13 protein-coding genes, 1 tRNA gene and 1 pseudogene are annotated in these 13,105 nt (G+C 71.2%); 7 read left to right on the top strand and 8 right to left on the bottom strand.

Annotation, left to right across the window (positions count from 1 at the left end; genetic code table 11):
* Together MKK70_RS17805 and uvrB are read right to left on the bottom strand one after the other, a co-directional pair.
* Positions 1 to 910, bottom strand: a pseudogene (locus MKK70_RS17805) (hypothetical protein); the annotation flags it as partial.
* Between the two features lie 317 nt (positions 911 to 1,227).
* On the bottom strand, positions 1,228 to 3,936 hold the full coding sequence (gene uvrB / locus MKK70_RS17800) for an excinuclease ABC subunit UvrB (protein WP_243949201.1): 2,709 nt from the start codon (positions 3,934 to 3,936) through the stop codon (positions 1,228 to 1,230).
* A 196-nt stretch (positions 3,937 to 4,132) separates the two neighbouring features.
* On the opposite strand from uvrB, the gene MKK70_RS17795 reads away from it, so the two are divergent.
* The gene (locus tag MKK70_RS17795; RefSeq protein ID WP_147729112.1) at positions 4,133 to 4,375 is read left to right on the top strand and encodes a hypothetical protein; all 243 of its coding nucleotides are present in this window, start codon (positions 4,133 to 4,135) and stop codon (positions 4,373 to 4,375) included.
* A gap of 46 nt (positions 4,376 to 4,421) precedes the next feature.
* Here MKK70_RS17795 and MKK70_RS30675 read toward each other — a convergent pair whose 3' ends face one another.
* The 3 genes from MKK70_RS30675 to MKK70_RS17785 all read right to left on the bottom strand — a co-directional run bounded on the left by MKK70_RS30675 (position 4,422) and on the right by MKK70_RS17785 (position 5,576).
* Positions 4,422 to 4,544 carry a hypothetical protein gene (locus tag MKK70_RS30675; RefSeq protein WP_279596406.1) on the bottom strand — a complete coding sequence of 41 codons (123 nt, stop codon included), beginning with the start codon at positions 4,542 to 4,544 and terminating at the stop codon, positions 4,422 to 4,424.
* Positions 4,545 to 4,634: 90 nt separating this feature from the next.
* Complete coding sequence (locus MKK70_RS17790) at positions 4,635 to 4,946, bottom strand: hypothetical protein (RefSeq protein ID WP_243949199.1); 312 nt, start codon at positions 4,944 to 4,946, stop codon at positions 4,635 to 4,637.
* A gap of 99 nt (positions 4,947 to 5,045) precedes the next feature.
* A complete protein-coding gene (locus MKK70_RS17785; protein ID WP_243949198.1) occupies positions 5,046 to 5,576 on the bottom strand; it encodes a metallophosphoesterase in 531 nt (176 codons plus the stop codon).
* Between the two features lie 208 nt (positions 5,577 to 5,784).
* Here MKK70_RS17785 and MKK70_RS17780 point away from each other — a divergent pair.
* Positions 5,785 to 5,861 (top strand) — tRNA-Pro (locus MKK70_RS17780).
* Between the two features lie 243 nt (positions 5,862 to 6,104).
* Here the strand turns inward: MKK70_RS17780 and MKK70_RS17775 are convergent.
* A complete protein-coding gene (locus MKK70_RS17775; RefSeq protein WP_243949196.1) occupies positions 6,105 to 6,755 on the bottom strand; it encodes an SspB family protein in 651 nt (216 codons plus the stop codon).
* A gap of 321 nt (positions 6,756 to 7,076) precedes the next feature.
* Here MKK70_RS17775 and MKK70_RS17770 point away from each other — a divergent pair, with 321 nt between their 5' ends.
* Complete coding sequence (locus MKK70_RS17770; RefSeq protein ID WP_243949194.1) at positions 7,077 to 7,889, top strand: CPBP family intramembrane glutamic endopeptidase; 813 nt, start codon at positions 7,077 to 7,079, stop codon at positions 7,887 to 7,889.
* A gap of 7 nt (positions 7,890 to 7,896) precedes the next feature.
* Here the strand turns inward: MKK70_RS17770 and MKK70_RS17765 are convergent, their stop codons facing one another.
* Complete coding sequence (locus tag MKK70_RS17765; RefSeq protein WP_147729923.1) at positions 7,897 to 8,334, bottom strand: histidine kinase; 438 nt, start codon at positions 8,332 to 8,334, stop codon at positions 7,897 to 7,899.
* A gap of 217 nt (positions 8,335 to 8,551) precedes the next feature.
* Here MKK70_RS17765 and argJ point away from each other — a divergent pair, with 217 nt between their 5' ends.
* From argJ to MKK70_RS17750, 3 genes are read left to right on the top strand one after another with little or no spacing between them, the layout of a single operon-like run.
* Positions 8,552 to 9,802 (top strand): bifunctional glutamate N-acetyltransferase/amino-acid acetyltransferase ArgJ, encoded by a 1,251-nt coding sequence (gene argJ, locus MKK70_RS17760; RefSeq protein ID WP_147842296.1) that lies wholly within the window; start codon positions 8,552 to 8,554, stop codon positions 9,800 to 9,802.
* Positions 9,799 to 10,515 carry an SIMPL domain-containing protein gene (locus MKK70_RS17755; protein WP_243949193.1) on the top strand — a complete coding sequence of 239 codons (717 nt, stop codon included), beginning with the start codon at positions 9,799 to 9,801 and terminating at the stop codon, positions 10,513 to 10,515. The genes argJ and MKK70_RS17755 overlap by 4 nt, the downstream gene beginning before the upstream one ends.
* On the top strand, positions 10,512 to 10,928 hold the full coding sequence (locus MKK70_RS17750) for a (deoxy)nucleoside triphosphate pyrophosphohydrolase (RefSeq protein ID WP_147727255.1): 417 nt from the start codon (positions 10,512 to 10,514) through the stop codon (positions 10,926 to 10,928). The genes MKK70_RS17755 and MKK70_RS17750 overlap by 4 nt, the downstream gene beginning before the upstream one ends.
* Before the next feature lie 5 nt (positions 10,929 to 10,933).
* Here MKK70_RS17750 and MKK70_RS17745 read toward each other — a convergent pair whose 3' ends face one another.
* Positions 10,934 to 11,467, bottom strand: coding sequence for a GcrA family cell cycle regulator (locus tag MKK70_RS17745; RefSeq protein ID WP_147842297.1), 534 nt, complete (start codon positions 11,465 to 11,467; stop codon positions 10,934 to 10,936).
* 417 nt (positions 11,468 to 11,884) lie between these two features.
* Here MKK70_RS17745 and MKK70_RS17740 point away from each other — a divergent pair, with 417 nt between their 5' ends.
* A complete protein-coding gene (locus MKK70_RS17740) occupies positions 11,885 to 13,072 on the top strand; it encodes a patatin-like phospholipase family protein (RefSeq protein ID WP_243933902.1) in 1,188 nt (395 codons plus the stop codon).
* The last annotated feature ends 33 nt before the right edge of the window (positions 13,073 to 13,105 follow it).

Genomic DNA, 13,105 nt, shown 5'->3' with positions numbered 1-13,105 from the left:
TGTTGGCCTGCGTCGCCGAGGCGCTGCGGCCGATCGCGATGGACCCGTCGCCGGCCGCGTTCGCCTCGGTCCCGAGGGCCGTCGCGCTCACGCCGCCCGCCGTGGCGCCGTAGCCGGCCGCGAGCGCGTCAGCGCCGCCGGCGACCGGGAGCGGGAACTGGCTGACGTTGTTGCCGCGGATCGGCAGGTTCTCGGCGTTCGACAGCCGCAGCTCGATCGCCGCGATGCGGGCCGGATCGTACACCGTGCTGCCGCCGCCGCCGCCGGGTCCGGCTCCGCCGCCCGTGCAGGGATTGCAGGCGGTGCCGCCCGTCGTGCCGGTTCCGGTTCCGGTGCCGGCGGTGGTCCCGGTTCCGCCGCCGACCGACACGCCGACGGATCCGATCGTGCCGCCGCCGACCGTGGCGCCGACATTGGCGACGGTGCCGCCGCCGACGGTCGCGCCGACCCCGGCGATCGTGCCGCCGCCGACCGTGGCGCCGACATTGGCGATCGTGCCGCCGCCGACGGTGGCACCGACCGTCGCGACCGATCCGCCGCCGACCGTCGCTCCGACGTTGGCGACGGTACCGCCGCCGACGGTGGCCCCGACATCCGCGACCGATCCGCCACCGACGGTTGCACCGACATTCGCGACCGATCCGCCGCCGACCGTTGCGCCGACGGTCGCGAGGTTGCCGCCGCCGAGGGTCGCATCGACCGTCGCCAGGCTTCCGGCGGTGCTGTTCACGGCCGTGGTCACCGTATCGAGCGCCCCGCGCAGGACCTGGGCCTCGGCCAGGCCCGGAGTGCCGAGGAGCAGAACGCCTCCGAGCAGCGGGATCGCGATCGTGCTGCGCGAGCGGGCCGCTTCGCGACGCGGCGCAGGGGTGGACGTGCGCGCGGAGGCGCGGTTCTGGCGACGAGACATGGGGGCACTCCGACAGGGAACCACGCCGGGAGGCTGCATCGTGCCGAGAACACAACGCACGAGATCCATTGCATGGCTCATGCAATCTGAGCGGGAATGCTTAACGAGGGTTTGAAGTTACAACCGAGAGTTGCTTTTCTTCGCGTGGGTTCAGCGCGCGCCCGACCTTCCGCATTCGGCGCGGCGACCGCTTGCGCGCAGGAGCTTCGGGACGAGATGGGATGACGGGGAGCGAGCCGCGGCGGCCGAGCAGACGCTGCCGCCCTGCGCGGGACGTGATCCCGCTCGCAGCAACCGTCCGACGCAGGAGGCCGATCTCAGCGCCGGCCGCCGCCGCCCTTGTATTTCGGCTTCTGGCCGCCGAGCCCTTGCGTCGAGCGTGGCTTCGGCCGCTCCACCCAGGCGACGGCGCTCGCCGGCAACTCGCGGTCGGTGCCCGGTCCCATGTTGTCGAGGGTCGGCTTCGAGATCCGCGTGCCCGAGCCGCGTGGGGTCTTGCGGCCGTACTTGCCGGCATCGCGCTCGACGTCGGCCTGGCGCGCCATCGGGTCGTCGGAGATCATCAGCTCGGTCGCCTGGAGCCGCTTCAGCTCGTCGCGCAGGCGCGCGGCCTCCTCGAAGTCGAGATCGGCGGCGGCGGTCCGCATCCGCTTCTCGAGATCGGACATCACCGCCTTGAGGTTGTGGCCGACGGTGATCTCCGCCATCCCGGTATCGACCTGGACGTGATCGCGCTCGAACACGCTGCTGAGGATGTCGCTAATCCCGCGCTTGACGCTCTGCGGGGTGATGCCGTGCTCGAGATTGTAGGCGAGCTGCTTCTGGCGCCGGCGCTCGGTCTCCGCCATCGCCCGCTCCATCGAGCCGGTGATCTGGTCGGCGTAGAGGATGCAGCGCGCGTCGGCGTTGCGGGCGGCGCGGCCGATGGTCTGGACCAGCGAGGTCTCGGAGCGCAGGAAGCCCTCTTTGTCGGCGTCGAGGATCGCGACCAGCGCGCATTCCGGGATGTCGAGGCCCTCGCGCAGCAGGTTGATGCCGATCAGCACGTCGAAGGCGCCGAGCCGCAGGTCGCGGATGATTTCGATGCGCTCCAAGGTGTCGATGTCGGAGTGCATGTAGCGCACGCGCACCGAGTTCTCGTGCAGGTACTCGGTCAGGTCCTCGGCCATGCGCTTGGTCAGGGTGGTGACCAGGGTGCGGTAGCCGGCCTGCGCCACCTCGCGGACCTCGCCGAGCAGGTCGTCGACCTGGGAGCGGGCCGGGCGGATCTCGATCACCGGGTCGACGAGGCCGGTCGGGCGGATCACCTGCTCGGCGAAGACGCCGCCGGTCTGCTCCATCTCCCACTTGCCGGGGGTGGCCGAGACGTTGACCGTCTGCGGCCGCATCGCGTCCCATTCCTCGAAGCGCAGCGGGCGGTTGTCGAGGCAGGAGGGCAGGCGGAAGCCGTACTCCGCGAGCGTCGCCTTCCGCCGGAAGTCGCCCCGGTACATGCCGCCGATCTGCGGAACCGTGACGTGGCTTTCGTCGGTGAAGACCAGCGCGTTGTCGGGCAGGTACTCGAACAGCGTCGGCGGCGGCTCGCCCGGCTTGCGGCCGGTGAGGTAGCGCGAATAGTTCTCGATGCCGTTGCAGGCGCCCGTCGCCTCGATCATCTCGATGTCGAAGGTGCAGCGCTGCTCGATCCGCTGGGCCTCGATCAGCCGGCCCATCCGGGTCAGCTCCTCGACGCGGCCGTTGAGCTCGTGCTTGATCCCCTTGATCGCCTGCTGCAGCGTCGGCCGCGGCGTGACGTAGTGCGAGTTGGCGTAGACCTTCACGAACTTCAGCTCGTTGATCTTCTTGCCGCTCAGCGGATCGAACTCGACGATGCTCTCGATCTCGTCGCCGAACAGGCCGATGCGCCAGCCGCGGTCCTCCAAGTGGGCCGGCCACAGCTCGATCACGTCGCCGCGCACCCGGAAGGTGCCGCGGGCGAAGTCCGCCTGGATGCGCTTGTACTGCAGCGCCACCAGGTCGGCGACGAGCTGGCGCTGCTCGATCTTCTCGCCGAGCGTCACCGTGAACGACATCGCGGTGTAGGTCTCGACCGAGCCGATGCCGTAGATGCACGAGACCGAGGCGATGATGATGACGTCGTCGCGCTCCAGCAGGGCGCGGGTCGCCGAGTGCCGCATCCGGTCGATCTGCTCATTGATCGAGGATTCCTTCTCGATGAAGGTGTCCGAGCGCGGCACGTAGGCCTCGGGCTGGTAGTAGTCGTAATACGAGACGAAATACTCGACCGCGTTGTCGGGAAAGAAGCTCTTGAACTCGCCATAGAGCTGCGCCGCCAGGGTCTTGTTCGGCGCCAGGATCAGGGCCGGGCGCTGCGTCTCCTCGATGATCTTGGCCATCGTGAAGGTCTTGCCCGAGCCGGTGACGCCGAGCAGCACCTGGTCGCGCTCGGCCGCGTTCACGCCCTTGACCAGCTCGGCGATGGCGGTGGGCTGGTCGCCGGCCGGCGTGAACTCGGATTCGAGGCGGAACGGCTTGCCGCCCTCGGACTTCGCCGGGCGGTCCGGCCGGTGCGGCACCCAGGTCTGCCCGTCGCGGAACAGCGGGTTTCCCTCCTCGAGCAGGCGCTGCAGGGCGTCGACCGTGGCGGAGACGCCGTCGGCGGCGAGCGGGGCCTGGTCCGGCTCGCCCTCGGGGGCGGGGCCGTCCTCGGGTGGGGTCATCCCGAGGGCCTGGGCCAGCGCCGGGTCGACCTCGGCGCCCGGTGCGATGGTGAAGCCGCGCTGCGGCGCCTCGCCGAAGCCGGCGGGCTCGGTCGTCGCGCCTTTGGCCGGCGGTTTCGCCTTGGCCTTCGCCGGCTTGCGCTGGCCCGGCCGCGGCAGCTCGGCCGGCCGCTTGGATTTGACCTGCGGCGTGCGGGCGAGGGCGGGGCTCAGCAGCTGCGCCAGGAACGGATCGAGCGGCTGCACGTCCGGCCGGTCGGCCTTCCCGGTTGCTGAGACGTGCCGGGGCTTCTTGGGAATTGCCATGTGCCAAATATGGCGCGGCCCTGGGCCGGACGGAAGAGGCCCGACGGTCGCTGCCGGCATCCCGCCCCGATACCAGGGGCTCATAAACCGTTCGCCGCTATCGAGGGCTGGGGTCGTCCGCCGCAATGCCGCCGGCTTGCACGATCACACGCGAGCCGTGGGCGGCAGGCCGGCCTGACCGCTGAAAGCTGATGGGATGATGAACTTCGTTCTGGGAGCCGTGGCCGGGGCGCTGATCGTCGGCATCGCGGCGATCGCGGCGGCGCGGAACCCGGAGATCCAGCAGCGGCTCGGCCTGTTTCCGGCCGCGCCGATCACGCTGATGGCGGCCCCTCAGCGGCCGGAGCCGATCTGCCCGCCGCCGCCCGCGGTGGGGCCGACCATCGGGACGCAGGACATGCTGTTCAACAAGCGCCGGTTCTGGTCGGTCGCGCCCTGACCCAACGGCGATGGCCGACGGTGCGCATTCGCTAGCGAGCCTCGGCTCAAACGCTGCTCAGCAGGAACATCAGGATCGTCGTGGCCGCCGTGGTGCTGAGGAAGCCGCACAGGGCGGCGGCGAAGGACGGGCCGGTGGCGGCGGTGAAGGTCTGGGTTTCGGTGGTCATGACGGCTGGCCTTGTCGGCGACGTGCTGCGTCGCGTTCGATGGGACGATGCTCGGAACGGAGAAGCTTTGCGGTGCGAACGCGCACCCGGTCAGTTGCAGCGGTTCACTTGCTTGGCGATGCGAAGGTTTCGCAGCTCGGTGCGAAGATCGATCGCGACGACGCCGGCACCGCAATCCTCGAAGGCGTCGCGGGCCTCGTTGTAGCGGTCCCCGATCTCGTCGAGGGTGTCGCAGACCCGATCGTGGTTGCCGAGGCGGGCTTCCTGACGGGCCTGGTAGCGGAGGGCGGACGCCTCATCGACCTTGGCGCGGCCTTCGAAGCAGGAGGGCGCGGCGAATGCCGGGCCGAGGCAGAGAACGAGGCCGAACGCGGCCAGTATCGTGGTCTTGGTTCGGGTCATGGGCCACCGTGAAGACAATCACGCAAGCGGTACGCTGGAAGAGGCAAAGTATTCGACCGGTGTCGTTCAACCCCCGGTCACGTGCGCTCAACGGCGGAGCTAGGCCGATGGTTCCGCTTTTGCTGCGCTGCGGCCGCGGCGCGAAACCAGGATTGCGGCGAGGTCGACCGGCGCGAAGCCCTGCGCGTCGACGCCGACGTCGTACTGCTTGGGCGCGGTACGGAGCTGCCCGTGCGAATGGCCGTGCAGATTGAGAACGCCGCGGCCGATGCCGTTCCAGGTGCGGAAGGCGTAGTGGCACAGCACCAGGCCGCGGCCGTCCACCGCGATCTCGGCATAATGCGCGATCGAGGTCCAACCCGGCGCATCGAGCGTATCGGGCCCGTCGTTGTTGCCGACGATCAGGTGCTTCTCTCCGTTCAGGCCGGCGAGGATCGCGTGGACCCGCTCCCGCGGCGGCCCGAGGGCGAAGTCTCCGAGATGCCAGACGGTGTCGTCGGGCGCGACGACGCGATTCCACGTCGCGATCAGCTCGGCATCGTGCGCGGCGAGGTCGGGAAACGGCCGGCGGTCGAGCCGCAGGATGCGCGGGTCGCCGAAATGCGTATCGCTCGTGAAATAGACCGCCACCGCCCGCCTCGCTGCGCCAGACCGCACGCGGTCTCGTGTCCGATCCGGCCCGCCTCGCGCAAGGGGCGTCGGGATCGGTGCGACACCCCACCCTGTTTCGGCGAAGCGCCGGAACGGGGCTTGCGTGCCCCGGAGCGGAAAGCTAAGACCCGCGGACCCTTCGGGGTGTCGGCGGCCCAACGGCATGCCGACGCGAGAGCGGACGTGACGGAGTATAGCGCAGCCCGGTAGCGCACCTGTCTGGGGGACAGGGGGTCGCAGGTTCAAGTCCTGCTACTCCGACCAACAAAACGGGACGTCGGTCGAAGGATCGAGGTCGCCGCTCTGAGGAAAGGCCGGGGCCGAGCAGGCCCCGGCCTTTTTTTGTGGTCGTGGGGCCGGCCGTTCGGGTCCGCGTTCCGAGAGGCCTTGGGGACGCGGAAGCCTCGAAGGCGCCCGCCGGAGGCCGCGTGATTTTCCAGACACCCCGTCCGAGGCCCGATCGCGCGGACGCCTCCGGAAGAGGGCTGACTCCCGAAGCGTCGAGCCTCAGCTCTTCTTTCGGAACGCGTCGAGGCTGACGACCTCGGCGCTGGCCTCGTTGCCGTCGGCGTCCTTCTTCGCAGCCTTGACCGCGACGCGCGCCTCCTTCTCGTCCGCCTTACCGCCGTTCTGCGCGGCGGGGAGAGCGGGGATGGTCTTCGGTGCGGTGCTGCCGATCGCCGCCAGGCCGGTGCCGGGCGTGACCGATTTGGGCTTCATCTCGGTCGGCTCGGAGGCCGCGCCGCGCGGGCCGGCCTTCGCGTTGCTCGGGGCGGGCTCCTCGCCGGAGGCCTCCGCCGTCTCGTTGAGGTCGAACTTCAGGCCGAACTGCACGGACGGATCGAAGAACCCCGACAGCGCATCGAACGGCACCAGCAGCCGCTCGGGAACGCCGGAGAAGGACAGCCCGACCTCGAAGCTGTGCTCGGTCACGCCGAGGTCCCAGAACTGGTGCTGCAGGACGATCGTCATGTCCTGCGGGTACTTCTCGCGCAGGGCCTGGGACATCCGCACGCCCGGGGCTTCGGTGCGGAAGGAGACGTAGAAGTGGTGCTCCCCCGCCAAGCCCTCGCGGGCGGCGTCGGTGAGCACCTTGCGCACGACGCCGCGGAGGGCGTCCTGAACCAGGAGATCGTAGCGGATCAGGTCGTCTGCCATCTGCGGTCGCTCTGTGCGGTCTGCCCGACGACCTGTCGCGCGGGACGCGCACCAAATCGGATGAGGAAGGAAGGCGGCTTCCGTCGCCGGAGGCCGGGTATCAAGCGGCCGACGCGCGGAACCGCGTCAGGCTGCCGACCACCGCGCCGGCGGACCCGTCCGGCCGTCCCGCCCGGCAGCGCCATCGTGTCCGAGGGCGGGGGGCTACGGCGAACGGAACGGATCCGATAGGTTCGAAGTGACCGGCGCGTCGCGAAGACCGTTCGTCGCCGTTCCGGCCTTTCGACCGGTGAGAAGAACATAGTGGGGATCGCCGCGGTTTTGAAGCCCGATCATGGTGTCCCGCCCATCGAAGCCGCCGCACCGTCCGAACCGGACCGGCGATGGGTCGCGGCCGGCCGCCTCGGCGTGAACCTGGTCGTGCTGGCCGGGATGCTCCTGCTCTACCTCGCGGCGGCGAGCCTGATGTCGCTGGCCGCGGTCCGGGTCGGCGCCGACCTGCTCGCCGGGATCGATCCGTTCCTCGACGCGGCGCGGCGGCCCTATCTCGGCGCCACCGAGCTCGCCCGCCGCGAGCTCGCCGTCGACGTGCTGCGGCAGGTCTTCCTCGCCGGCCTCGTCGTCGCGGTCGCCCTGCGCCGCGACGGCACCGGGTGGCGCAGAAGGCTCGCCCTCGATCGCGAGCGGCCGAACGGGATGCGGCCGCGCACGCTGCTGCTGATCCTGCTGCTGTGGCCGGCCGTGCACATCGCCTGGGTCACCGGCACCGCGGAGGCGTTCGGCGCGGCCTTCGGCAACGGCGTGCGCCTGTCGCCGATGCTGAGCCCGGCCGCCGTGGCGGCGTGGCTCGGCTACGTCGTGGTGCTGGCGCCCGCCGCCGAGGAGATGCTGATGCGCGGGGAAGGCTTCGCCGCCGCCCGGCGCTTCCTGCCGCCGGCCGCGACGATCCTCGTCACGGCATTGCTGTTCGCGATGGCGCACGTCTCGGCCTGGGGATTCGCCCGCCCGGTCTCGCTGGCGCCGCTGGCGCTGATGCTGGGCTGGCTGCGCTGGCGCACCGGCCGGCTCTGGCCGTGCATCGCGCTCCACGGCTGGAGCAACCTCGCGCTGATCGCCTACGTGCTGTGGCCGTGACGGCGCGTCAGGCGGGCCGGTTCGCCAGGGCTTCGCGCACGGTGCTCGCGACGGAGCCGTTGCGCAGGTCGCGCGGGATCAGGATAGCGTCGGGGAGGAGGTGCGAGGCATCGCCCGACATCTCCTCGTAGAGATCGCTGGCCAGGACGATGCGCAGGCCCGGGCGCAGGGCGCGGGCCTCGACAGCGAGCCGCGAGCAGCAGAGCGCGCCTTCGAGCCCGACATCGGCGACCAGCACGTCGACCGGAAGGCCGAGGACGAGGACGGTGAGGGCGTCGACGCCGCTGTCGCAGGCCGTCGCCTGGAAGCCCGCGCGGCGGACCTGATTGGAGACCTCGTCACGCCAGCGCTTCTGCCGGCCGGCGACGAGAACCTGGATCCCGTAGCAGCCCCCTGCGGGCTGGGTCGGGCTCACGAGCGTTGTTCCGCTGGTGGGTTGCGGCATTCCGCGTTCGACTCGGCGTTCGCGTTGCATCGCAGCATGCTAGGCCGGGAAGCAGCGGTCGCGCAAGCCCCACGCCGCGTTTGCGCCGTATTTCTGAGCGCACCCGCCCAGGAAGCAGGCATGCGCCGGGATCGGGCAGGCGGTTGACCGAGGCCGGGCCGGCGGGGCAACAGGGCCGCGTCGCGGGCGACGCCGCGAGCGCACGGAGATGGTTTCAATGTCGTCCGCAAAATCGCCCCCCGTCTCCCCCCTCGCGCCGGCCTCGACGCCGGCGCTGCCCCCGATCCGCGGCGTCGCCCTCGCCACCGCGCAGGCCGGGATCCGCTATTCCGGCCGCACCGACGTGCTCTATGTCGGCCTCGACGCCGGCACCGCCGCCGCCGGCGTGTTCACCCGGTCGCGCTGCCCGTCGGCGCCGGTCGACTGGTGCCGCGAGGCGCTCGCCGGTGGCGCGGCGCGCGTGCTGGTCGTGAACTCCGGAAACGCCAATGCGTTCACGGGATCGCGCGGCCGGGATGCGGTCGCGCTCACGGCACGGATCGCGGCCGCTGCGGCCGGCTGCGCCGAGACCGAGGTGTTCATCGCCTCCACCGGCGTCATCGGCGAGCCGCTGGACGCTACCAAGTTCGAGGGCGTGCTCGCCGATTGCGCCGGGCGCACGGTGCCGGGCGCCGAGGCCTGGGAGGCCGCCGCCCGCGCGATCATGACAACCGACACCTTCCCGAAATGCGCGACGCGGACCGCCGAGATCGACGGGGTCGCGGTCACGATCAACGGCATCGCCAAGGGCGCCGGGATGATCGCGCCGGACATGGCGACGATGCTGGCCTTCGTCTTCACCGACGCGGCGCTGCCGCAGCCGGTGCTGCAGGCGATGCTGGCGGAGGGCACGGGCAAGAGCTTCAACTGCGTCACGGTCGACGGCGACACCTCGACCTCCGACACGCTGATGCTGTTCGCCACCGGCAAGGCCGCGACCGCGCCGGTCGCGGACGCCGCCGACCCGCGGCTCGCGGGCTTCCGCGCGGCGCTGGACGACCTGCTGATCGAGCTGGCGCAGCTCGTCGCCAAGGACGGCGAGGGCGCCCGCAAGTTCGTCACCGTCGAGGTCGGCGGTGCCGAGAGCGACGCCTCCGCCCATCGCATCGCGATGTCGATTGCCAACTCGCCGCTGGTGAAGACGGCGGTCGCGGGCGAGGACGCCAATTGGGGCCGCGTGGTGATGGCCGTCGGCAAGGCCGGCGAGCCCGCCGACCGCGACCGCCTCGCGATCTGGTTCGGCGACGTGCGCGTGGCGGTGGCCGGCGCCCGCGACCCGGATTACAGCGAGGATGCCGCGAGCGCCGTGATGCGCGAATCCGACGTCACCGTCCGCGTCGATCTCGGGCTCGGAACGGGCAAGGCGCGGGTCTGGACCTGCGACCTGACCAAGGGCTACATCGAGATCAACGGGGATTACCGCTCGTGAGGCGCCTCGCGATCGCCCTGACTTCCGGCTTCTGCCTCCTGGGGTCGCCGGCTCGCGCCGACGATGCCTGCGCGCGCCGGATCACCGTGACCGGGCGCGCGCAGGCCACTCAGGCACCCGACTTCGCGACCGTCGTCATCGGCGTCGAGGCCAAGGCGCCCAACGCCGCGGCGGCACTCGATGCGTCGTCACAGGCGGTCGGCGGCGTCGTGGCGCTGGCCGGGCGACTCGGCGTGCCGACGGGCGACGTCGGCACCGCGGCCGTCGTGCTGGAACCGGCGACGCGGACCGTGACGCAACCGGACGGTACGCGGCAGGAGCAGCCGGACGGCTACCGTGCGACGAACCGCGTCAGCGTGCAGCTTGCCGATCTGGTCCGCCTCGGCGACCTGCTGCGACAGGCTCTCGATACGGGAGCGAACAGGATCGATGCGATCACCTTCGGGCTGAAGGATCCCCTGGCCGTCGAGAACCGCCTTCGGGTGGAGGCGACGCGCGACGCGCGGTCCCAGGCCCAGGCGTTGGTGGAAGCGGCAGGCGCCAAGATCGGCGGCCTCTGCCAGCTCACCGTCGGCCATGGGCAGCTGCCGGATGCGGCGCAGGCCTTTCGCTTTTCCGCAGGATCGCGGTTTGACGCCAAGCGTGTGCCGATTGAGGCCGGGCTGATCGCGAGTCAGGCCGAAGCCACGGCATCGTTCGCGGTGGAACCATGACGGCGCCGGTGCGCCTGCTGCTCGTGGTCGCCGTGGCCTTGGTCGATCACGACGGCCGCGTGCTCGTCAGCGAGCGGCCACCCGGCAAGCAGCTGGCCGGCCTGTGGGAGTTTCCCGGCGGCAAGGTGGAGGCGGGCGAGCGCCCCGAGGCGACGCTGATCCGCGAGCTGGCCGAGGAGATCGACATCCGGGTGGAGGAGCCGTGCCTGGCGCCGCTCACCTTCGCGAGCCACGCCTATCCGGACTTCCACCTGCTGATGCCGCTCTACGTCTGCCGGCGCTGGAACGGCACGCCGCGCCCGCTCGAGGGCCAGGCGATCAAGTGGGTGCGCCCGCGCGACCTGCGCGAGCTCGCGATGCCGCCGGCCGACGAACCGCTGATCCCCTACCTGATCGACCTGCTCGGCCCTTGAAAGCCTTAGCGGAAGCCGGCCACGCGGCGGTCGCGCTTGCGCTCGGCCGCCGGCTGGTAGGCGATCTGGGCGTGATGCGTGCAATAGGGCAGCCCGGTGATCGAGCGGGCGCCGCAGAACCCGAATTCCGGCGTGGTCGGGTCGCCGATGGGCCAGCGGCACATCGATTCGCGCAGATCCATGATCGTCACGCGCTGCGAGGCGGCGAGCGCCACCGGCTCGGGCGCGGCGGCCGGAACCGGGAAGTCCGGCGCGGGCCGGTGCGCGAGGATCGCCACCGGCTCGGGAGCCTCGGCCTCGACCACGGCGATCGCCGTCTCGATCTCGACTTCCTGCGCCGGCTTGCGCCGAGCGGCCGCGACGTCCTCGGCCGGCTTGATCACGCGGCCCGAGAGGCCGAGCCGGTGCACCTTGCCGATCACCGCGTTGCGGGTGACGCCGCCGAGCTGCGCCGCGATCTTGCTCGCGCTCTGGCCGTCTTCCCACAGCTGGCGCAGCAGCGTCACGCGCTCGTCCGTCCAACTCAAGATTGTGTCCATGGTCTCGCCCCTCCCGATCTAGACCCGCGGACTGCCCCGGTCCCCCGCAGTCAAGGCGCGGATCGGGCGCGACCTGTCCCCGCTGACCGGCTGGTCCCGAAAGTCGGGACGAGGCCGGTCCGAAGCCCGTCGTGCGCGCCGCTGGTCATAGCCGCCATACCCCCCCTGAGGCATCCGGCGACGAGGGCAACCTACAGGACCGTTCTCCGCCGATGCAAGGCCGGCGGAAGCGGAGCCGTGGCTGTCCACCGCCCATTGTCTGGGCGGCGACGACCGGGGTTCCCGTGCGCCGGGTGTGACCCGGCCGCATCACCGCCGGCGGCAAGGCTGCGTTGCGGTCGCCCGGCCGGAACGCTAGTATGGTCAAGCTCGTTCGCATGCCGTGACGGCCCGGATCGGGCGTGGGGTTTTTTGACGATGTCGCGTCGATACGGTTGGCTGCGCGGGTGCCTCGCCCTCGCTGTTGCGGCCCAGCTTGCCGCCTGCTCCTCGGTGCCGAGGATCCCGTACACCGCCGCCGAGGCGGCGGTCGCGGGCGTGCCGGGCATTCCCGGCGCCCGCGTGTTCTCGGACGCCTCGGTCGAGACCTTCACCGAGATGGCGTCGACGCCGCAGAACAAGCGCCAGGGCTTCAGCTACCTCGCCCTGTCCGGCGGCGGCGGCGACGGCGCCTACGGCGCGGGCGTGCTGAACGGCTGGTCGGCCTCGGGCACGCGGCCGGAATTCTCGCTCGTCTCCGGCGTCAGCACCGGGTCGCTGATCGCGCCGTTCGCCTTCCTTGGCTCGTCCTACGATTCCTACCTCACCGACATCTACACCAGCGGCATCGCCAGCACCCTGGTGCAGAGCCCGAGCGTCGTGAACGTGCTGTTCGGCTCCGGCCTGTTCGGCGACGGCCGCCTGCGCAACCTCGTCGGGCGCTACGTCAACGCCGACCTGCTCGCCGCCATCGCCGCCGAGCACGCCAAGGGCCGACGCCTGCTGGTGGTGACGACGAACCTCGACAGCCAGCGCGCCACGATCTGGAACATGGGCGCCATCGCCGCGAGCGGCGCGCCCAACGCGCTCGACCTGTTCCGCGACGTGCTCACCGCCTCGGCCAGCATCCCGGCGGTGTTCCCGCCCCAGCTGATCGACGTGCAGGCCGAGGGGCGCGCCTTCCAGGAGCTGCACGTCGACGGCTCGGTGGTGACGCCGGTCTTCACCCTGCCGCAGGCACTGCTGCTGCGCGACAAGCGCCTCGCGACCGGTCAGAAGGGCCGGATCTACGTGATCATCAACGGCCGCCTCGAGCCCGAGTTCGACGTGGCGCAGAACAACACCCTGGCGATCGTCGGGCGCTCGTTCACCACGGCGAGCCGCGCCCGCAGCCGCCAGACGCTGGCCGCGACCTACGCCTTCGCCCGCGAGAACGGCGTCGGCTTCAACCTCACCTACATTCCCGAGGACGGCCCCAAGCTGACGACGCCGGACGGCTTCGACACCACCTACATGCGCAACCTTTACGAGGCCGGCTTCGAGCGCGCCAAGACCGGGCGGTTCTGGGAGAGCACCGTGCCGGCCGCGCCGCTGACCAAGGCGATCGCCAGCGCGGCGACCCGGTAGGCCTCGGCGCCCTCGCGCATCGTGCTGCAGTGC

The sequence above is a fragment of the Methylobacterium sp. E-041 genome (assembly GCF_022829665.1).
Classification (GTDB): Bacteria; Pseudomonadota; Alphaproteobacteria; order Rhizobiales; family Beijerinckiaceae; genus Methylobacterium.
Note: the sequence above shows the minus strand (reverse complement) of the source record. Positions and strands in the feature narration are given on the sequence as shown.

Bases quoted from the DNA above. Each gene is read 5' to 3' on its own strand.
- uvrB (WP_243949201.1), bottom strand. From the start codon at position 3,936: ATGGCAATTCCCAAGAAGCCCCGGCACGTCTCAGCAACCGGGAAGGCC.
- MKK70_RS17795 (WP_147729112.1), top strand. From the start codon at position 4,133: ATGATGAACTTCGTTCTGGGAGCCGTGGCCGGGGCGCTGATCGTCGGC.
- MKK70_RS30675 (WP_279596406.1), bottom strand. From the start codon at position 4,544: ATGACCACCGAAACCCAGACCTTCACCGCCGCCACCGGCCCGTCCTTC.
- MKK70_RS17790 (WP_243949199.1), bottom strand. From the start codon at position 4,946: ATGACCCGAACCAAGACCACGATACTGGCCGCGTTCGGCCTCGTTCTC.
- MKK70_RS17775 (WP_243949196.1), bottom strand. From the start codon at position 6,755: ATGGCAGACGACCTGATCCGCTACGATCTCCTGGTTCAGGACGCCCTC.
- MKK70_RS17765 (WP_147729923.1), bottom strand. From the start codon at position 8,334: ATGCCGCAACCCACCAGCGGAACAACGCTCGTGAGCCCGACCCAGCCC.
- argJ (WP_147842296.1), top strand. From the start codon at position 8,552: ATGTCGTCCGCAAAATCGCCCCCCGTCTCCCCCCTCGCGCCGGCCTCG.
- MKK70_RS17750 (WP_147727255.1), top strand. From the start codon at position 10,512: ATGACGGCGCCGGTGCGCCTGCTGCTCGTGGTCGCCGTGGCCTTGGTC.
- MKK70_RS17745 (WP_147842297.1), bottom strand. From the start codon at position 11,467: ATGGACACAATCTTGAGTTGGACGGACGAGCGCGTGACGCTGCTGCGC.
- MKK70_RS17740 (WP_243933902.1), top strand. From the start codon at position 11,885: ATGTCGCGTCGATACGGTTGGCTGCGCGGGTGCCTCGCCCTCGCTGTT.